The organism is Pseudomonas chlororaphis (assembly GCF_001921865.1).
In the GTDB taxonomy this organism is placed as follows: Bacteria; Pseudomonadota; Gammaproteobacteria; order Pseudomonadales; family Pseudomonadaceae; genus Aquipseudomonas; species Aquipseudomonas chlororaphis_D.
Genome location: NZ_MSCT01000009.1, coordinates 302,054 through 322,130 on the forward strand (window position 1 = coordinate 302,054; position 20,077 = coordinate 322,130).

At 64.9% G+C, this 20,077-nt stretch carries 16 protein-coding genes; 7 read left to right on the top strand and 9 right to left on the bottom strand.

Annotated features, from left to right (window positions below; translation table 11 throughout):
• Positions 1–3 precede the first annotated feature (3 nt).
• The 5 genes from BTN82_RS11410 to BTN82_RS11430 form a co-directional block, all read right to left on the bottom strand.
• On the bottom strand, positions 4–1,023 hold the full coding sequence (locus tag BTN82_RS11410) for a branched-chain amino acid aminotransferase (protein ID WP_075119223.1): 1,020 nt from the start codon (positions 1,021–1,023) through the stop codon (positions 4–6).
• Positions 1,024–1,324: 301 nt separating this feature from the next.
• Entirely contained in the window at positions 1,325–2,716 is a 1,392-nt protein-coding gene (gene lpdA / locus BTN82_RS11415; protein ID WP_075119224.1) for a dihydrolipoyl dehydrogenase, read from the bottom strand.
• Between the two features lie 17 nt (positions 2,717–2,733).
• Positions 2,734–4,023 carry a dihydrolipoamide acetyltransferase family protein gene (locus tag BTN82_RS11420; protein WP_075119225.1) on the bottom strand — a complete coding sequence of 430 codons (1,290 nt, stop codon included), beginning with the start codon at positions 4,021–4,023 and terminating at the stop codon, positions 2,734–2,736.
• Complete coding sequence (locus tag BTN82_RS11425; protein WP_075119226.1) at positions 4,024–5,082, bottom strand: alpha-ketoacid dehydrogenase subunit beta; 1,059 nt, start codon at positions 5,080–5,082, stop codon at positions 4,024–4,026. It lies immediately after the preceding gene.
• A 1-nt stretch (position 5,083) separates the two neighbouring features.
• Positions 5,084–6,319, bottom strand: a complete 1,236-nt coding sequence (locus tag BTN82_RS11430) for a 3-methyl-2-oxobutanoate dehydrogenase (2-methylpropanoyl-transferring) subunit alpha (RefSeq protein WP_075119227.1) — start codon at positions 6,317–6,319, stop codon at positions 5,084–5,086.
• Between the two features lie 197 nt (positions 6,320–6,516).
• On the opposite strand from BTN82_RS11430, the gene bkdR reads away from it, so the two are divergent.
• A complete protein-coding gene (bkdR, locus tag BTN82_RS11435) occupies positions 6,517–7,005 on the top strand; it encodes a Bkd operon transcriptional regulator BkdR (RefSeq protein ID WP_075119228.1) in 489 nt (162 codons plus the stop codon).
• Between the two features lie 3 nt (positions 7,006–7,008).
• Here the strand turns inward: bkdR and BTN82_RS11440 are convergent, their stop codons facing one another.
• Together BTN82_RS11440 and BTN82_RS11445 are read right to left on the bottom strand one after the other, a co-directional pair.
• Entirely contained in the window at positions 7,009–8,205 is a 1,197-nt protein-coding gene (locus tag BTN82_RS11440; protein WP_075119408.1) for an HD-GYP domain-containing protein, read from the bottom strand.
• 123 nt (positions 8,206–8,328) lie between these two features.
• Positions 8,329–9,951 (bottom strand): methyl-accepting chemotaxis protein, encoded by a 1,623-nt coding sequence (locus BTN82_RS11445; protein ID WP_075119229.1) that lies wholly within the window; start codon positions 9,949–9,951, stop codon positions 8,329–8,331.
• A gap of 272 nt (positions 9,952–10,223) precedes the next feature.
• Here BTN82_RS11445 and BTN82_RS11450 point away from each other — a divergent pair, with 272 nt between their 5' ends.
• On the top strand, positions 10,224–11,708 hold the full coding sequence (locus BTN82_RS11450) for a DASS family sodium-coupled anion symporter (RefSeq protein WP_075119230.1): 1,485 nt from the start codon (positions 10,224–10,226) through the stop codon (positions 11,706–11,708).
• Between the two features lie 15 nt (positions 11,709–11,723).
• Here BTN82_RS11450 and dapF read toward each other — a convergent pair whose 3' ends face one another.
• Positions 11,724–12,518 (bottom strand): diaminopimelate epimerase, encoded by a 795-nt coding sequence (gene dapF / locus BTN82_RS11455; protein ID WP_075119231.1) that lies wholly within the window; start codon positions 12,516–12,518, stop codon positions 11,724–11,726.
• Between the two features lie 283 nt (positions 12,519–12,801).
• Here dapF and BTN82_RS11460 point away from each other — a divergent pair, with 283 nt between their 5' ends.
• The 5 genes from BTN82_RS11460 (at position 12,802) to BTN82_RS11480 (ending at position 19,083) form a co-directional block, all read left to right on the top strand.
• Positions 12,802–14,103 carry an MFS transporter gene (locus BTN82_RS11460; RefSeq protein WP_075119232.1) on the top strand — a complete coding sequence of 434 codons (1,302 nt, stop codon included), beginning with the start codon at positions 12,802–12,804 and terminating at the stop codon, positions 14,101–14,103.
• Between the two features lie 10 nt (positions 14,104–14,113).
• Positions 14,114–15,160, top strand: a complete 1,047-nt coding sequence (locus BTN82_RS11465) for an NAD(P)-dependent alcohol dehydrogenase (RefSeq protein WP_075119233.1) — start codon at positions 14,114–14,116, stop codon at positions 15,158–15,160.
• Positions 15,161–15,190: 30 nt separating this feature from the next.
• Positions 15,191–16,078, top strand: coding sequence for a helix-turn-helix domain-containing protein (locus BTN82_RS11470; protein WP_075119234.1), 888 nt, complete (start codon positions 15,191–15,193; stop codon positions 16,076–16,078).
• Between the two features lie 180 nt (positions 16,079–16,258).
• Complete coding sequence (locus BTN82_RS11475) at positions 16,259–17,938, top strand: MFS transporter (RefSeq protein ID WP_075119235.1); 1,680 nt, start codon at positions 16,259–16,261, stop codon at positions 17,936–17,938.
• Positions 17,935–19,083 (top strand): HlyD family secretion protein, encoded by a 1,149-nt coding sequence (locus BTN82_RS11480; RefSeq protein WP_075119236.1) that lies wholly within the window; start codon positions 17,935–17,937, stop codon positions 19,081–19,083. The genes BTN82_RS11475 and BTN82_RS11480 overlap by 4 nt, the downstream gene beginning before the upstream one ends.
• A 132-nt stretch (positions 19,084–19,215) precedes the next feature.
• On the opposite strand, the gene copD is transcribed toward BTN82_RS11480, so the two are convergent.
• Complete coding sequence (copD, locus tag BTN82_RS11485; protein WP_075119237.1) at positions 19,216–20,076, bottom strand: copper homeostasis membrane protein CopD; 861 nt, start codon at positions 20,074–20,076, stop codon at positions 19,216–19,218.
• Between the last annotated feature and the right edge of the window lies 1 nt (position 20,077).

Below are 20,077 nucleotides of genomic sequence, written 5' to 3' on the forward strand. Positions count from 1 at the left end.
AGGTCAGACCTTGACGATCCAGCCGGCTGGCGCTTCGACGTCGCCGGTCTGCACGCCGGTCAGCTCCTTGTAGAGCTTCTGGGTGATCGGGCCGACTTCTTTTTCGCTGTAGAACACGTGCAGCTTGTCCTGGTACTCGATGCCGCCGATCGGCGTGATCACCGCGGCGGTGCCACAGGCGCCGGCTTCCTTGAAGTCCGACAGCTTGTCGATCAGCACGTCGCCTTCGACCACTTCCAGGCCCAGGCGGGTCTGGGCCAGTTCGATCAGCGACAGGCGGGTGATGCCCGGCAGCACCGAAGGCGACTTCGGCGTGACGAATTTGTCGTCGTGGGTGATGCCGAAGAAGTTGGCCGAACCGACTTCCTCGATCTTCGAGTGGGTCAAAGGGTCGAGGTAGATGCAGTCGGCGAAGTGCTTCTTCTTGGCTTCCGAGCCCGGCATCAGGCTGGCGGCGTAGTTGCCGCCGACCTTGGCCGCGCCAGTGCCTTGTGGCGCCGCGCGGTCGAAGGTGGAGATCAGGAAGTTGTGCGGGGTCAGGCCGCCCTTGAAGTAGGCGCCGACCGGAATGGCGAAGATCGAGAAGATGAACTCGGGGGCGGTGCGCACGCCGATGTTGTCGCCCACGCCGATCACGAACGGGCGCAGGTACAGCGCGCCGCCGGTGCCGTAAGGCGGGATGAAGCGCTCGTTGGCCTTGACCACGGCTTTACAGGCTTCGACGAACTGCTCGGTGGAGACCTGCGGCATCAGCAGGCGGGCGCAGCTGCGCTGCATGCGGGCGGCGTTCTGGTCCGGGCGGAACAGGTTGATCGAGCCGTCCTTGCAGCGGTAGGCCTTGAGGCCCTCGAAGCACTGCTGGCCATAGTGCAGGGCGGTGGAGCCCTCGCTGATGTGCAGCACGTTATCGTCGGTCAGGGTGCCTGCGTCCCACTCGCCGTTACGCCAGTGCGACAGATAGCGCTTGTCTGTCTTGATGTAGTCAAAACCCAGCTTGTCCCAATTGATGCTTTCGTTACCCATGACACCCTCTATCGCTTAACAACCGTCGCAACGGCTCAAGGCTTCTGACGTTTTTTGGATGGGCACAACAATACTGCATTCCGGGGGGGCACCGCATCCCGGGCGATGGGAGGAGGAGCAAAAAAACGTAGCCTGCTCATGAATCCTCCCATCGACGCCTGACAATCTCCTGTAGCCGCTGCCGAAGGCTGCGTTCGACCGCAGAGCGGGCGCCGCTCTTGAGGCCCCAGGAAGGTCCTGCGGACCTTATCGCAGCCTGCGGCAGCGGCTACAGAGACGGGTTTTCCCTCCGGTGTTGCGCTTATAGATGCAACGCGTGTCCCAATGCGCGCAGCGCCGCTTCCTGCACCGCCTCGCCCAGGGTCGGGTGGGCGTGGATGGTGCCGGCGATGTCTTCCAGGCGCGCGCCCATTTCCAGGGACTGGCCGAAGGCCGTGGACAGCTCGGACACGCCGACGCCTACCGCCTGCCAGCCGACGATCAGGTGATTGTCGCGGCGCGCCACCACCCGCACGAACCCGCTTTTCGATTCCAGGGTCATGGCACGACCGTTGGCGGCGAACGGGAAGCTCGACACGATGCAGTCCAGGCCGGCAGCCTTGGCCTCGTCCGGGGTCTTGCCGACCACCACCAGTTCCGGGTCGGTGAAGCACACCGCGGCAATGGCCGTCGGGTTGAATTCCCGGTGCTGGCCGGCGATCAGTTCGGCGACCATCTCGCCCTGGGCCATGGCCCGGTGCGCGAGCATCGGTTCGCCGGCGACGTCGCCGATGGCCCAGACGTTGCGCATGCTGGTCTGGCAGCGCTTGTCGATACGGATGGCCGAACCGTTCATCTCCAGGTTCAGGGCCTCCAGGTTCCAGCCCTGGGTGTTCGGCTTGCGCCCGACCGCCACCAGTACCCGGTCGGTGTCCAGGTCCAGGCGTTCGCCGTTCGGGTCGCACACTTGCAGGGTGTTGCCGGCGGCATCGAAGCCTTCGACGCTGTGCTTGAGGTACAGCTTGATCCCCAGCTGCTTCACCGACTCCAGCACCGGTTGGGTCAGCTCGGCGTCATAGGCCGGCAGGATACGGTCCTGGGCTTCGACCACGCTGACCTCGGCGCCGAGCTTGCGGTAGGCGATGCCCAGTTCCAGGCCGATATAACCGCCGCCGACCACGATCAGGCGCTTGGGCAGGGTCTTGGGCGCCAGGGCTTCGGTGGACGAGACGATCGGCCCGCCCAGCGGCAGCATCGGCAGGTTGACGCTTTTCGAGCCGGTGGCCAGCAGCAGGTGCTCGCATTGGATGCGGGTGTCGGCGCCTTCGATGTCCACGGTCTTGCCGTCGACGACCTTGGCCCAGCCATGGATCACCTGGACCTTGTGCTTCTTCAGCAGCGCAGCGACGCCGGTGGTCAGGCGGTCGACGATGCCGTCTTTCCATTCCACGCTCTTGCCGATGTCCAGGGTCGGCGCCGAGACGTTGATGCCCAGGGCCGAGCCCTGGCTGTGATGGCGGGTCTGGTGGAACTGTTCGGCGACATGGATCAGCGCCTTGGACGGAATGCAGCCGATGTTCAGGCAGGTGCCGCCCAGGGCCGCGCCTTCCACCAGGATGGTCGAGATGCCCAGTTGGCCGGCGCGGATCGCCGCCACATAGCCGCCAGGGCCGCCGCCGATGATCAGCAATTGGGTATTGAGAGTCTGTTGCATGGATGCTCCAGTGATCATCAGTCCATAAACAGCATGGCGGGTTGTTCGAGCAGGCCGCGGATGGCCTGGATGAAGAGCGCCGCGTCCATGCCGTCGACCACCCGGTGATCGAAGGAACTGGAGAGGTTCATCATCTTGCGAATCACCACCTGGCCTTTGATCACCATCGGCCGTTCGACGATCTTGTTCACCCCGACGATCGCCACTTCCGGCAGGTTCAGCACCGGGGTGCTGACGATGCCGCCCAACGCGCCGAGGCTGGTCAGGGTGATGGTCGAGCCGGAGAGTTCGTCGCGAGAGGCCTTGCCGTTGCGCGCGGCGTTCGCCAGACGGGCGATTTCCGCGGCGCTGTCCCACAGGCTGCGGGCTTCGGCATGCTTGACCACCGGCACCATCAGGCCGACGTCGCTTTGCGTGGCCACGCCTACATGCACCGCGCCGTGGCGGGTGATGACCTGGCCTTCGTCGTCGTAGCGCGCATTGATTTGCGGGAACTCGCGCAACGCCACGACCATGGCCCGCACCAGGAACGGCAGCAGGGTCAGCTTGCCGCGGCTGGCGCCGTGTTTTTCATTGAGCTGCGCGCGCAGTTCTTCCACCGCGGTAACGTCGATTTCCTCGACATAACTGAAGTGCGCGGCGCGCTGGGTGGCTTCCTGCATGCGCTGGGCGATCTTGCGGCGCATGCCGATCACCGGGATCTGCTCCTCGTCGTGGCGCTCGGCGTAGCCGCTCGGCGCCGAACCGCCCTGGGCGCGCTGCGTGCCCTGGGCCAGGTAGGCGTCCAGGTCGTCGTGGAGAATGCGTCCGGCGGGGCCGCTGCCCTGCACCAGGCGCAGCTGGATGCCCAGGTCCAGCGCGTGCTTGCGCACGGCCGGGGAGGCCAGCGGGCGCTCGTCGGCGTCGCGGGCGACCGGCGCTTGTGGCGCGGGGCGGCACGCGGCGGCGGGTTGGCTTTGCACCGCTGGCGCGGCTTCGACCTTGGGCGCCGCGACCGCCGGTGCTGCTTCTTTAATAGCAGCAGGTTCCTTGAGCACCTGATCGGACGCCTTGAGGTTGCCGGCGCCTTCGACCTCGATGCTGATCAACACACTGCCCACCGCCATGACTTCGCCGGGCTGGCCGCCCAGGGCGATGACCTTGCCGTGCACCGGGGAGGGGATATCGACCATGGCCTTGTCGGTCATGACGTCGGCCAGCACCTGGTCCTCGACCACCAGGTCGCCGACCTTGACGTGCCACTGGGCCAGTTCAACTTCCGCGATGCCTTCGCCGATGTCCGGCATCTTGATAACGTGCGTGCCCATTCAGACCTCCATGACCCGTTGCAAAGCCGCGCCCACACGGGACGGGCCAGGGAAATACGCCCACTCTTGCGCGTGCGGGTAGGGGGTGTCCCAACCGGTCACACGTTCGATCGGCGCTTCCAGGTGATGGAAGCAATGCTCTTGCACCAGCGACACCAGCTCGGCGCCGAAACCGCAGGTGCGGGTGGCTTCGTGGACCACCACGCAACGGCCGGTCTTCTTCACCGACTTGACGATGGTCTCCAGGTCCAGCGGCCACAGGCTGCGCAGGTCGATGACCTCGGCGTCGATCCCGGTTTCCTCGGCGGCTACTTGCGAGACATACACCGTGGTGCCGTAGGTCAGCACGGTGACGTCCTTGCCCGGGCGGGCGATGGCGGCGACATCCAGCGGCACTTTGTAGTAGCCGTCCGGCACCTGGGCCGACGGGTGTTTCGACCAAGGGGTTACCGGGCGGTCGTGGTGGCCGTCGAACGGGCCGTTGTACAGGCGCTTGGGCTCGAGGAAAATCACCGGGTCGTCGTTTTCGATGGAGGCGATCAGCAGGCCCTTGGCGTCGTAGGGGTTGGACGGCATCACCGTGCGCAGGCCGCAGACCTGGGTGAACATCGCCTCGATGCTCTGGCTGTGGGTCTGGCCGCCGTAGATGCCGCCGCCGCAGGGCATGCGCAGGGTCATGGGCGCGGTGAACTGGCCGGCCGAGCGATAACGCAGGCGCGCGGCTTCGGAGATGATCTGGTCCGAGGCCGGGTAGACGTAGTCGGCGAACTGGATTTCCGCCACCGGGCGCAGGCCGTAGGCGCCCATGCCGACGGCGACGCCGACGATGCCGCTTTCGGAGATCGGTGCGTCGAACACCCGCGAGGTGCCGTACTTGTTCTGCAGGCCTTCGGTGCAGCGGAACACGCCGCCGAAATAACCGACGTCCTGGCCGAACACCACCACGTTGTCGTCACGTTCAAGCATCACATCCATGGCCGAGCGCAGGGCCTGGATCATGGTCATGGTGGTTGTGGTCATGGCGGTTTCCAACTGGATATTGTTGTTGTGATCGTTCATGTCAGATCCCCAGTTGCTGGCGTTGGCGCTTCAGGTGCTCGGGCATTTCCTTGTACACATCCTCGAACATGGTGGCGGCGCTGGGGATCTGCCCGCCGGCGAGGGTGCCGTACTGCTCGGCCTGTTTCTGTGCGGCGATGACCTCGGCTTCGAGCTCGGCGCTGACCGCGGCGTGTTCCTCTTCGGACCACTGGCCGCTCTTGATCAGGTGCTGCTTGAGGCGGGCGATCGGGTCGCCCAGGGGGAAGTGGCTCCAGTCGTCGGCCGGGCGGTACTTGGACGGGTCGTCCGAGGTCGAGTGCGGGCCGGCGCGGTAGGTGACCCACTCGATCAGGGTCGGGCCGAGGTTGCGCCGGGCGCGTTCGGCGGCCCAGCGCGAGGCGGCGTAGACCGCGATGAAGTCGTTGCCGTCGACCCGCAGGGAGGCGATGCCGCAGCCGACGCCGCGCCCGGCGAAGGTGGTGGCTTCACCGCCGGCGATGGCCTGGAAGGTGGAGATCGCCCACTGGTTGTTGACCACGTTGAGGATCACCGGCGCGCGGTACACGTGGGCGAAGGTCAGGGCGGTGTGGAAGTCCGACTCGGCGGTGGCGCCGTCGCCGATCCAGGCCGAGGCGATCTTGGTGTCGCCCTTGATCGCCGACGCCATGCCCCAGCCCACGCCTTGCACGAACTGGGTGGCCAGGTTGCCGGAGATGGTGAAGAAACCGGCTTCCTTGACCGAGTACATGATCGGCAGCTGGCGGCCTTTGAGCGGATCGCGCTCGTTGGACAACAGCTGGCAGATCATGTCCACCAGCGGCACGTCGCGGGCCATCAGGATGCTTTGCTGGCGGTAGGTGGGGAAACACATGTCGTCGATATTCAACGCCAGGGCCTGGGCGCTGCCGATGGCTTCCTCGCCGAGGCTCTGCATATAGAAGGACATCTTCTTCTGGCGCTGGGCGACCACCATGCGGTTGTCGAAGATGCGCGTCTTGAGCATGGCGCGCATGCCCTGGCGCAGGATCTCGGCGGGCACCTCGGCGGCCCATTCGCCCAGGGCGTTGCCCTGGTCGTCGAGCACGCGAATCAGGCCGCGGGCCAGGTCCGCGGTGTCGGCCGGTTCTACATCTATTGGGGGTTTACGCACCGTGCCGGCGTCGGTCAGACGCAGGTAGGAGAAGTCGGTCTTGCAACCGGGACGGCCTGAGGGTTCGGGCACGTGCAGGCGCAGCGGTTCGTACGCTTGGGTCATGGCTTGTCTACGCTCGATCTTGTGAATTTCTTGTAGTGGGCGCGCTGAGCTGACAGTCGTTCCCTGGGTAAGGGAAATCTTGTCCTACAAACATCATAGGCCGGGCCAAGGAGAATATTTATCTCTGTTTCGTTGCGCTTAAGACGATTTGCAGATAAAAAATCTGCATAAACATAAAAAACAGGTTGATTTGTCTTATGCGCAAACTGGACCGTACCGACATCGGCATTCTCAACAGCCTCCAGGAGAATGCCCGTATCACCAACGCCGACCTGGCGCGTTCGGTGAACCTTTCGCCCACCCCGTGCTTCAACCGCGTGCGGGCCATGGAGGAGCTGGGGCTGATCCGCGAGCAGGTGACCCTGCTGGATGCCGAGCTCTTGGGGCTACACGTCAATGTGTTCATCCACGTCAGCCTGGAGAAGCAGGTGGAAGAGGCGTTGCAGCACTTCGAGGAAGCGATCGCCGACCGCCCGGAAGTCATGGAGTGCTACCTGATGGCGGGCGATCCGGACTACCTGATCCGCGTGCTGGTGCCGACCATCCAGGCCCTGGAGCGCTTCATGATGGACTTTCTGACCAAGGTGCCGGGGGTGGCCAACATCCGTTCCAGCTTTGCCCTCAAGCAGGTGCGCTACAAGACCGCGCTGCCGCTGCCGGCCAATGGCTTGACCCTGGGCAGTTGAGGTTCAGGCGGACAGGTCGCTCCACAGTTGTTGGAGTTGTTTGAAGTCCCAGTCTTCCAGGGCTTCGCGGCCGACGATGCGTTCTTCGTCGCGGCCCCGGGAGAGGTCGAGGACCCGTTGCGGCAAGGGCATTTTCGAGCGGCTGGAGAAGAACACCTTGACCTTGGGCATCAACAGCGAGTCGGGGTTTTGCTCCAGCACCACCGCCAGCTGCCCGCTGTGCAGGCGCACCAGGGAACCCACCGGGTAGATGCCGACGCTTTTCACCAGGGCCTGGAGTACGCGCGGGGAGAAATGCCCGGTCCAGCCGGACATGCGCTGCAGCGTTTCGGCGGGGTCCCAGCCACGGTTGTAGGGGCGGGTCGAGGTCACGGCGTCGTACACATCGCAGACCGCGCCCATTTGCGCGAACAGGCTGATCTGCTCGCCCACCAGGTTGTGCGGATAGCCGCTGCCGTCGATCTTTTCGTGATGGTGCAGGCACACGTCCAGCACCTGCGCGTCCACCTGCGGGTTCTGCCGCAGGATCGCGCTGCCGGCGACCGGGTGCTGCTTGATCCGTTCGAACTCGGCGGCGGAGAGTTTTTCCGGTTTGTTGAGGATGCTGTCGGGGATGGTCAGTTTGCCGATGTCGTGCAGCAGCCCGGCGACCCCGGCTTGCTGCACCTGGGCTTCCGGCAGCTCCAACTGCCGGGCCACCGCCACCATCAGCGCGCACACCGCCACCGAGTGCATGTAGGTGTAGTCGTTGACAGTCTTCAGCCGGGCCAGGCTGATCAGCATGTCGGGGTGGCGCAGCAGCGAGTTGGAAAGCTCGTACACCAGATCGTCGACCTGGGCCAGCTCGATGGCCTTGCCCATGCGCACTTCCTGGAACATCGCCATGACCGCGTGTTTCGAGCGGGTGCAGAGCTTCATCGCGCGCTGGATTTCCTCGGCACGCGCCACCCGCGGCTGCGCCTCGCGGGCGCGCGGCGGCTCCTGGGCGGGGGCGGGGGCCTGGCTGTCTGGCGGCAGGTCCAGGCCTTTGGCCGAGTCGATCCACAGCTCGCTGACCCTGGACTGGCGCAGGCGCTGGTAATCGGCTTGGCTCTTGAGCACGAAACCGGCTTTCCAGAACGAGTGGTCAAGCCACGAGCCACAGAACTGGTGGATGTACATCCCGATGCGCAACTGATCGATGGAAATACGTTTGAGCACGCTGAAATCCTCCAGCCGATCCGCTGCCGGCGGGTCGAGGGACCCGCTGGCGCCGGACAATAAGGCTCCTTGCCGTGACTGTCCTGAACTGCACGACCGGGCGCGAGGCGGCCGCGCCGGCAGTCAAAGGGAGAAGCGTGCCACCAGTTTGTTCAGACTCACCGCCAGGGTCGACAGTTCACTGCTGGCGATAGACGTCTGGCTGGCGGCCGAAGAGCTTTGCAGCGACAGGTCGCGGATGCTCATCAGGTTCTGGTCCACCGAGCGCGCTACCTGGGCCTGTTCCTCCGAGGCGGTGGCGATCATCAGGTTGCGTTCGTTGATGTCGCTGATGGCCTGGGTGATGTGACCGATGGCGTTGCCGGCCTCATGGGCGATGCTCAGGGTCTGGCTGGCGTCCTCGCTGCTTTGCTGCATGGACAGCATAGCCTTGCTTGAACCGGACTGGATGCCCTGGATCATCTGCTCGATTTCCTGGGTCGAGAGCTGGGTACGGTGGGCGAGGGCGCGTACCTCGTCGGCGACCACGGCGAAGCCGCGACCCTGTTCGCCAGCCCGAGCCGCCTCGATGGCGGCGTTGAGGGCCAGCAGGTTGGTTTGTTCGGCAATCGCCCGGATCACGTCCAGGACCTTGGTGATGTCCTGGGCCTGCTGGGCCAGGCCGGCCATTTCCACCCGGGTGTTTTCCACGGTGCTGGTGAGTTTCTCGATGGAGTGGATGGTCTGCTCGACCCGTTCCTTGCCCATGCTCGCCGAGCGCTCCGAGGCCTGGGTCGACTGCGAGGCGGACACTGCGTTGCGCGCCACTTCCTCGACCGCGGCGGTCATTTCGTTGACCGCGGTGGCAGCCTGGTCGGTCTCCATGCTCTGTTGCTGGATGCCCGCGTTGGACTCACGGGTGATGGCGCTCATTTCCTCGGCGGCGGAGGCCAGCTGGGTCGAAGAGTCGGCGATGTGACGGAGGGTGGATTTCAGGCTGTCGAGCATGGCCTGGGTGGATTTCTGCAGGTCGGTGAGTTCGTCCCGGCCGCTGATTTCCACCTGCGTGCGCAGGTCGCCCTCGGCGATTTTCTGCGTGGTGGCCAGCAGTGACAGCACCGGACGGATGATGCTGCGGGTGAACAGGGTGGCAATCAGGGTGGTCAGGATAATGGCCAGGACGATGATCGCCGAGGTCAGGGTCAGGCCGCTATTGAACTGGGCGTCGGCCGCCACGGCCGACTGCTCGGCACCGGCCTCATTGATGCGGATCAGCGCCTCGATGGCGCTTTGCAGGGTGTTGGCCAGCGGCACCGTGACCTGGTTGATATAGGTGTTGGTCTGTTCGGCGGTGTTGGTCTTGCTGGTGTCGATCATCACCATCAGCTTGTCCAGGTAGTCCTGGGCGCCGCGTCGGACCTGTTCGTAGGTGGCTTTTTCCTCATCGCTGGAAATCAGCGGCTCGTAGTCCTTGATGGCTTGGGCCAGGGTGTTTTTCAAGCCGGCCAGCTTGTCCAGGGAGGCGCCTTTCAGGCTCTCGTCCTCAGTGGCGTAATGCAGGGCCTCCAGGCGCACGCGCAAGGTGGCGGATTCGATTTTCGCGGCCTGCCTGACGCTCGGCATCCAGTTGCTTTGCAGGTCCACGGCTGCCTCGTGAATCTGCTCCATTTTCCATAGTGCCAAGCCTCCCAGAGCGATCAACAATACACAGATGGCGCCAAAACTCAGGAGCGCCCTGAAGGTCAGTTTTATATTTCTTGTCGTCATATAGGCACCTTGCAGGTTGGAGTGATACAGCCAGTCACATTTCGACTCCCTGTCGCCTTGTTATCACTCTGGCCTCAAAGGGATGAAAAATCTGTAGCGATGTAAAAAATATTTCGACGAGGTTTTTTCGTTCCAATAAAGGGTGCCGGATCGGCAGCCATCGCAGTTGCAGGCCGTGAGGGCGGTCAAACCCGCGGGCTTGACCCTTATCAACGTGCCTCGAAGGCTTCTGGGGCATGCTGCGACCCCCTCCAGTAAAAGGAACAAGGCCCATGACCCAGCCTGTGACAACGGCGCCCGCGGCCAAGGCCGCCTTACCGATCAGCTTGCTGGTCGCCGTGCTGGCGATGGTGGGTGTGCTGCTGTTGCCGCTGCCCGCCGACCTGCCGGTGGCGGGGCATCGGATGCTGGCGATCCTGGCGTTCGCGGTGGTGGTGTGGATCAGCGAGGCGGTGTCCTACGAGGCCAGCGCCATCATGATCACCGCGTTGATGGCCTTCCTGATCGGCACCGCACCGACCTTGCAGGACCCGACGCAGCTCTACGGCAGCTCGGCGGCCATCAGCCTGGCCCTGACCGGATTCTCCAACTCGGCCCTGGCCCTGGTGGCCGGCGCCTTGTTCATCGCCGCCGCCATGACCCACACCGGTCTCGACCGGCGCATCGCCCTGGTGACCCTGACCCGGGTCGGCACCAGCACCCGGCGGATCCTGGTCGGCGCCATCGCCGTGACCATCCTCCTCAGCCTGCTGGTGCCCAGCGCCACCGCCCGCAGCGCCTGCGTGGTGCCGATCATGATGGGGGTGATTGCCGCCTTCGGCGTCGACAAGCGCTCGAACATCGCCGCCGGGCTGATGATTGTCGTGGCCCAGGGCACCAGTATCTGGAACGTCGGCATCCAGACCGCCGCGGCGCAGAACCTGCTGACCGTGGGCTTCATGGACAAGATGCTCGGCCAGCGCGTGGCCTGGCTCGACTGGCTGATCGCCGGGGCGCCCTGGGCGGTGATCATGTCCCTGGTGCTGCTGTGGCTGGTGCTGAAACTGCTGCCGCCTGAAACCGACAGCATTCCCGGCGGCAAGGAGGCGGTGGCCCAGTCCCTGGCAGACATCGGGCCCATGACCGGGCCGCAGAAACGCTTGCTGGCGGTGTCGGTGCTGCTGCTCCTGGCCTGGTCCACCGAAGGCAAGCTGCACCCGTTCGACACCACGACCACCACCTACGCCGGGCTGGTGATCCTGCTGCTGCCGCGGATCGGCATCATGACCTGGAAGGACGTGCAGGCCCGGATTCCCTGGGGCACGGTGATTGTCTTCGGGGTCGGCATCAGCCTCGGTTCGGCGCTGCTCAGCACCCAGGCCGGGCAATGGCTGGGGAGCCAGGTGGTGGCCCACACCGGGCTGGACCAGGTGGGGCCGTTGGCAGTGTTCGCGATCCTCGCGGCCTTCCTGATCCTCATCCACCTGGGGTTCGCCAGCGCCACGGCCCTGACCTCGGCCTTGCTGCCGATCCTGATCGCCGTGTTGCAGACCCTGCCGGGCGAGTTCAGCCGCCTGGGCATGACCATGCTGCTGGGGTTCGTCGTCAGCTACGGGTTTATCCTGCCGATCAATGCGCCGCAGAACATGGTCTGCCTGGGCACCGAGACCTTCACCGCCCGTCAGTTCGCCAAGGTCGGGCTGCTGGTGACGCTGCTGGGCTACCTGTTGATGCTGGTGTTCGCCATGACCTGGTGGAAATGGCTGGGCTGGCTCTAGCCCGCTCTCCTGGGGTCACAGCCAGCCGCTGAAGACCTTGGTCACGCTGCCGGCCAGCCGCACCTGGCCCTGGCCGTCCCAGCTGACCGTGACCGGACCGCCGTCGCACAGCACCCGCACCGGGCTGTCCAGCAGCCCGCGGCGGATACCGTTGACCGCCGCGCCGCAGGCGCACGAGCCGGAGCCCAGGGGAATCGCGCCGTTGCGCTCCCAGATGCGCAGGCGAATGGTCTGCCGGTCGATGACCTGGACGACATGCACATTGGTCTTGCGCGGGAACAGCGGGTCGGTCTCGATCCGCGGGCCGAATGCCGCTACATCGATGGGCTCCAGGTCGTCGACGAAAAACGTGCAGTGCGGATTGCCCATGCTGCACGCCGCCGGCTCGCCCGCCAGCGGCAGGGCCAGGGTATCCAGGGGCCGGGCCAGCGGGATGTCCTGCCAGGCGAACTGCGGCGCGCCCATCTCCACCGACACCGAGCGATCGTCCAGGCGCGTGCACTGCAGGATGCCGCGAGCGGTCCTGACCCGTACCGCGTCTGTGCCGCTTTCGTTCAGCAGCAGGTCGGCCGCGCCGCGGGTCGCGCTGCCGCAGGTGTCCAGGCTGGAACCGTCGGCATTCCAGAAGGTCAGTTGCGCCGCCGTTTCAGGGCAATCGCCCAGCACCACCAATTGATTGAAACCCACGCCGCGATGACGGTCGCCCAGGCGCCGGGCGAGTTCGCCGGTGATCGGTTCGGCGCGCCCGCGGGCATCGACGAGCATGAAGTCGTCGCCGTTGGCGTGCAGCTTTACAAAGTTCAGGGGCATGGAGGTTCCGCAAGGTCAATACAGGGTTGTGGTTCGTCACCGAATACGGGGTTTCGAAAAAGCACCGCCAGTGCCGTCTTGATGCAGTACCCAAGCCGGTTCCGACAAGAAGACATTGCCTCAGCGACCCGGGAGCCGTCACCCGTTTGCGCTGAAAAAAACTACAGGTTTGCTGCAAGCCACGCGCTAGTCGTTCCCCGGACCGGGTGGGATGCTGGGGCTCAGCTGGCCGGACCCGATCCGGCCGTTGCTTTGCCTACAACTACAAAAAAAGGAAAGCACCATGGTCCATCGCCAAGCCTCGAAAGGGTTGCTGTTCGGTCTTCCCGTATCCCTGGTCTGGGGGTTCGTGGCCATTGCCGTGTTCATGACCGGTGATGGCATTGAACTGGCCTTTCTCTCCCGCTATGTGGTCGACCTGGGTTTTTCCCCCACCCAGGCTTCATTGCTGTTTACCGTCTACGGCCTGCTGGCGGCGTTATCCAGTTGGAGCTCCGGCGTGTTGGCCGAAACCTTCGGCCCGCGCAGGATCATGCTGATCGGCGTCGCCGCCTGGATCGTTTTTCACGCCTTGTTCCTGGCTTTCGGCCTGCAAGGGCAGAACTATGTGCTGATGGTGCTGTTCTACGGTATTCGCGGCCTGGCCTATCCGTTGTTCATTTATGCCTTCATGGTCTGGATCGCCCAGGTCACGCCGGGAGCGCGCATGGCCTCGGCCATGGGTTGGTTCTGGTCGATGTATTGCCTGGGGATCGGGTTTTTCGGTACCTGGTTGCCCAGCTTGAGCCTGTCGCGCATCGGTTTTATCGGCACGCTCTGGATGGCGATCTTCTGGGTCGCCCTGGCCGGGGCGATGATCATGCTGCTGGTCAAGGAGCATGGCGCCGGTCGGCCCGGCGACGCGGTAACTCTGGGCGAGCGCCTGAAAAACCTGAGCCAGGGCGTGACGGTCATCGTCGAGCGACGGGGCATGCTGCTGATCGTGCTGGTGCGGATTATCTGCAACCTGAGCCTGTTCGGCTTGCCGGTGATCATGCCGTTGTACCTGACTTCGGCCGAGGTCGGCTTCAGCATGGAGCAGTGGCTGCACCTGTGGGGCGTGATGTTCGCGGTCAGCATCTTCACCAACGTGATCTGGGGACAGATCGGCGACCGTCTGGGCTGGCTGGTGCAGATGCGCTGGTTTGGCTGCATTGGCTGTGCCTTGTCATCGCTGGCGTTCTATTACCTGCCGCAGGTCTACGGCGCCCACTTCGGGATGGCGCTGATCGCCGCCGTGACATTTGCCTTGAGTGTCACCGCATTCGTGCCCATGGGGGCGGTGTTCCTGGCCCTGGCGCCGGAGCAGAAGGGGGCCGCTATCTCGGCTCATAACCTGGCCGCCGGCTTGTCGAACTTCATGGGGCCGGCGATCGCGACGCTGTTTATCGCCACGCTGGGCATCAAGGGCGTGTTGTGGATCTATGCCGCGCTCTATGCGATCGGCGCGGTCCTGACCTTCTTCATCCCTGTCCAACAACCCCGGCTTGGCCAGGCGGCGTCGGTTTACACCCACAGCGCCGAGCCCGTTCAAACCCTTCAGTAGAGGACGCACCATGCAAGCTTTGGTCCTGGAAAAACAGCGCACCCTGACCATCCGCGAGGTCGATCTTGCCCTCGAGCCCGGTCCGGACGATGTGCGGATTCGCATGCATACCGTCGGCATCTGCGGCAGCGACGTGCATTACTACACCCATGGCCGGATCGGCCCGTTCGTGGTCGACCAGCCGATGGTGCTGGGCCACGAGGCCGCCGGTATCGTGGTGGAGGCCGGCGCCAATGTGCGGCACCTGACGGTGGGGGACCGGGTATGCATGGAACCGGGCATTCCCGACCCCGCGTCCAGGGCCTCGCGCCTGGGGCTGTACAACATCGATCCGGCCGTGCGGTTCTGGGCGACGCCACCGGTGCACGGTTGCCTGACGCCGGAGGTGATTCATCCTGCGGCCTTCGTCTACAAACTGCCGGACCACGTCAGCTTCGCGGAAGGGGCCTTGGTGGAGCCCTTCGCCATCGGGATGCAGGCGGCGGTCAAGGCCCGGATCAAACCCGGGGATATCGCCGTGGTGATCGGCGCCGGCACCATCGGGCTGATGACCGCGCTGGCTGCCTTGGCCGCCGGGGCCAGCCAGGTGCTGGTGTCGGACCTCGTGGAGGAAAAACTGGCCATCGCCCAAGGCTACGATGGCATCGTCGCCATCAATGCGCGGGTCGAATCGCTGGCGGCTCGGGTCGCGCAGCTCACCGGCCATTGGGGCGCCGATGTGGTCTTCGAGGCCAGCGGCAGCCCGCGAGCCTATCCCGATGCCCTGGCTTGTGTGTGCCCCGCCGGGGCATTGGTGCTGGTGGGTATGCCAGTGGAACCGGTCGCCTTCGATGTCGTCGCGGCCCAGGCCAAGGAGATTCGTATCGAAACCGTGTTCCGTTATGCCAATGTCTACCCCCGGGCAATCAACCTGATCGCCAGCGGCAAGGTCGATCTCAAACCCCTGGTCTCTGCTACCTTTCCCTTCGCTCAGGGCGTGGCGGCGTTTGAACGGGCGGCCAGTGCCTTGCCGGGCGATGTGAAAGTGCAGATCAGTTTCGACCCGCACCTGGGTTGAGCCAAACCACCTTCCTGGAACAGCGCGGTGATGGATAACAAGAACAAGGCCCAAAGGCCGTCCGAACTTGAAGTGATCTTCACCGAGCCGCAACACAGCTTCCGCTGGTACGAGCATGACTATCCCTTCGAGCTGGCTCGCTGGAACCATCATCCGCAGTTCGAGATTCACCTGATCCGCCAGGGCTGCGGGCGATTTTTCGCCGGGGACTATATCGGTCACTTCGAGGCCGGCCATCTGGCGCTGATCGGTCCCGGGCTACCCCATGACTGGAGCATCGACCTGGCGCCTGGCGAATGCATTCCCGGGCGCGATGCGGTGTTGCAGTTCGACGGCGACAGTTTGCTCAAGCTGCGCGAAACCCTGCCTGAACTGGGCGATCTGCAAGGCCTGTTCACCCGGGCCCGGCAGGGCATCGAGTTTGCCGGCGCCACTCAGCGCCAGGCCCGCGAACTGCTGGAGGCCATCGGTCAAAGCAGCGGCCTGAAGCGGCTCTGGTTGTTCCTTTCGCTGTTGGACGTCCTCGACAACGCACCCGCCGCAGACTGCCGCCTGCTGGCCAGCCAGCAATACGCGCCGCTGCTCGATGGCCTGACCACCGCGCGCATGAGCCAGGTGTTCGACTACATCCACCAGGATTTGAGCGAGGAGTTGCGCATGTCGGTGATCGCCCGCCGTCTGGACATGAGCGAGCCGGCGTTCTCGCGTTTTTTCAAACGCACCACCGGCCACACCTTCGTCGACCTGACCCGCAAACTGCGAATCCAGCGTGCTTGCCGTCTGTTGTTGCAAACTCGTCGGTCCATCGCCGACATCTGCTTTGAAGTGGGTTATGCCAATCTTTCCAATTTCAATCGGCATTTTCGCCATGAAATGCTGGAAACGCCTTCCGAATTCCGTAAGCGCATGGAGCACTAGGTTGCACCACGGAAAATAACCTCATCGCCGTTGTCGAACATTTCCGTCTTACCCATAAAAACTGAAGAATCCTTCATGACGCTTGCCTGCCAGCCGTGCTTTTCCGGCAAACTCACCTGCATTTTGTAAAACCGCCCCCGACGATCAAGGACTTTGGGGCGCTCAGCACAAGGTCACTGAATGGATAGCTACGCCCCGCGCCACTGGCAACCCCACGAAAAGCCCAGCTTGCCCGGTTCGCCCTCGACGCCGCTGCATCCCACCCACAAGCGCCTGGCCTATGCCCTGGTCGGCCTGCTGGTGGCGCTCACCGGCGGCCTCGGCAACTCCCTGGTGATCGCCAACCTGCCGTACCTGCAAGGCGCCCTGGGCGCGACCACCGCGGAAATGGCCTGGTTGCCGGCGGCCTACGTGATGACCAACGTGTCGATGAACCTGCTGCTGGTGAAGTTTCGCCAGCAGTTCGGCCTGCGCGCCTTCACCGAAGTGTTCCTGGTGCTCTATGCCCTGGTGACCTTCGGCCACCTGTTCGTCAACGACCTGAGTTCGGCCATCGCCGTGCGCGCGGCCCACGGCATGGTCGGCGCGGCCCTGAGTTCCCTGGGCCTGTACTACATGGTCCAGGCGTTCCCGGCCAAGTGGCGGATGAAGGCCCTGGTGCTGGGCCTGGGCACCTCGCAGCTGGCCTTGCCCCTGGCCCGGCTGTTTTCCGAAGACCTGCTGCTGATCGCCGAATGGCGTGGCCTGTACCTGTTCGAGCTGGGGATGGCGCTGGCCTCCCTGGGCTGCGTGCTGATGCTCAAGCTGCCGCCCGGCGATCGCTTTCGTACCTTCGAGAAACTCGACTTCCTGACCTTCGCCATCCTCGCCAGCGGCGTCGCGCTGCTCTGCGCGGTGCTGTCCCTGGGGCGCATCGACTGGTGGCTGGAGGCGCCGTGGATCGGCTACGCCAGCGCTGGCGCCATCGTGCTGATCTTCACGGGCCTGGCCATCGAGCATAACCGCCGCAACCCGATGCTGATGACCCGCTGGCTGGGTAGCGGGGCGATGATCCGCCTGGCCCTGGCGGTGATCCTGATCCGCATGGTGCTGTCCGAGCAGTCCACCGGCGCGGTGGGCTTTCTCCAGGCGCTGAACATGAGCAGCCAGCAGATGCGCCTGCTGTACGGGGTCATGCTGCTGGGCAGCATCGCCGGCCTGGCCACCAGCGCGCTGACCATCAACCCATCGCACCTGTTGATGCCGCTGATCATCTCCCTGGCGCTGATGGCCGTCGGGTCGGTGATGGACAGTTTCTCCAGCAACCTCACGCGCCCGGCCAACATGTACCTCAGCCAGTTCCTGCTGGCCTTCGGCGGGACCTTTTTCCTCGGCCCGACCATGGTCCTGGGCACGCGCAACGTCATGACCAACCCGCGCAACCTGGTGAGCTTCTCGGTGCTGTTCGGCATCTGCCAGAGCCTCGGCGGGCTGATCGGCTCGGCGCTGCTGGGGACCTTCCAGATCGTTCGCGAGAAATACCATTCCAGCCATATCGTCGAGCAACTGGTGATGATGGACCCGCGCGTGCTGGGCCGGGTGCAGAGCGCCGGCGCGGCCGTCGGCCGGGTCGTCGCCGACCCGCAGGCCCGCGAGCTGCAAGGCATGCGCAGCCTGGCCAGCGCCGCCACCCGCGAAGCCAACGTGCTGGCCTATAACGATGTGTTCATGCTGATCGCGGTGATCGCCGTGCTGACCATGCTCTGGATCTTCACCCGCAGCCTGTGGCTGATGAGCACGACCAAGGCGGTCGCGCCCGCCGTTGCCAGCCCAGCCCCGACCCCGACTTCCGTCCAACCCAGCGGTGCCCTTTCTTCATGACCCAACCGACCGTGACCACCACCAACGCCATTGCCTCGACCCCCGAGGGCAGCGCGCCGCCGTCTTCCACGCCGATCACCGAACCGCGCTCGCTGCGGGTACGGATCGTCTCGTCCCTGGGGTTTGCCGCGATCGCCCTCAGCGGCGTGCTGATCGTGCTTTATGCCTGGCAGTTGCCGCCGTTTTCCAGCGCCGTCGAAAGCACCGAGAACGCCCTGGTGCGCGGCCAGGTGACGATCATCGGGCCGCAGCTCAGCGGTTATGTGTTCGAGGTGCCGGTGCAGGACTTCCAGTTCGTCAAGGAGGGCGATCTGCTGGTGCGCCTCGACGACCGCATCTACAAGCAGCGCCTGGAGCAGTCCCTGGCCCAGCTGGCGGTGCAGAAGGCTTCCCTGGCCAATGTGGTGCAGCAGCGCAACAGCGCCGAAGCCACCATCAAGTTGCGCCAGGCGGCGCTGGCCGACAGCCAGGCCCAGGCGCACAAGAGCACCGCCGACCTGCGGCGCAACCAGGCGCTGATCAATGACGGCTCGGTGTCCCAGCGCGACCTGGACGTGACCCGCGCCGCCAACGCCCAGACCGTCGCCGCGGTGGCCCAGGCCCAGGCCCAGCTGGACATCGCCCGCCAGGACTTGCAGACGGTGATCGTCAATCGCGGTTCGCTGGAGGCGGCCGTGGCCAATGCCGAGGCGGCGGTGCAACTGGCGCGGATCGATTTGTCCAACACCCGGATCACCGCGCCGCGCGACGGCCAACTGGGGCAGATCGGCGTGCGCTTGGGGGCCTACGTCAACTCAGGGGCGCAGCTGATGGCGCTGGTGCCGAACCAGCTCTGGGTGATCGCCAACATGAAGGAAACCCAGATGGACAACGTGCAGGTCGGCCAACCCGCCAGCTTTACCGTCGATGCGCTCGCCCATCGCAAGTTCCACGGCCGGGTGCAGCGCATCTCGCCGGCCACCGGTTCGGAGTTCGCCTTGTTGCAGGCCGACAACGCCACCGGCAACTTCGTCAAGATCGCCCAGCGCGTGCCGGTGCGCATCACCGTCGACCCCGACCAGGCACAGAGCGAGCGCCTGCGGCCGGGCATGTCGGTGGTGGTCAGCATCGACACCGCCGCCGAGGGCGATGCGCAGGCCGAGTGATGCGCCCATCCTGTAGGCGCGAGCTTGCTCGCGAAAAACATCAGCGATGACGCGTTCCCGCTGATGAGTCGCCGCTTCGCGGCTCTCGCGAGCAATCGAGCGTCGACCGGCTGCTCCTACAAGGGTGTGGCGTCAGGCGGTGAGGGGCGGCAGGGTGCCGAGCAGCGACACGGCGGCCACTGCGGCGAGGCCCAGCAACCATTCCAGGGCGACACTGGCGCGCAGGGTCGCCAAGCGTGCGTGGCAATGCCTGATCCGCAGGCGGTTGAACAAGGCCAGCCCGAGCATCGCGACCACCAGCAGCACCTTGATCAGCAAGATCAGGGCAAAGCCCGACAGCAGCGGCGTGGGCCACAACTGCCCGGTCAGTACCCGCACATTGATCAGGCCGGTGACCAGCAAACCCGCCACCAGCCCGTAGCCCACGCCGCTGAACCGCAGCAGGACCCGTTCCAACGGCAGCGCGCCGGGTTGCCGCAGAATCATCAGCAGCACCAGCAAGCCGCCGAGCCACAGGCTGACGCAGCCCAGGTGCACGATCTGGTTGAGGATCAGCAACTGGCCGCTGAGGCCGTCGAGCATCGCCCCGTGGCCCACCGGCGCCAGGGTGGCCAGCAACAGCGCGGCGAGGCTCAGTGTCAACGGCCGGGGCCAGGACGGACGAGCGATCAGCAGCAGCGCGAGCAGCGCATTGAGCAGCAGGTGCCCGCTCCACACCCGGCCAAAAAAAGTCTTGCCCAGCACCAACTGCACCGTCGCCGGGTCCAGCGCCGAGGTCCAGGAACCGGCCATGCTGGCGGTGATCAGCAGCAACCAGCCGACCCCGCTGGCCAGGGCGATCCAGGCCAGCCAGCGGCTGAGCCGCGCGAGGGGGCAATCCACCGCGGCAACGGCTTCACGGCCGAGCAACAGAGGCCTGAATACCCAGGCCCCGAACAGCAGCAGGACCACGCTGAAATGCACAAAGCGGCACAGCACCAGCAGGGTCGACATG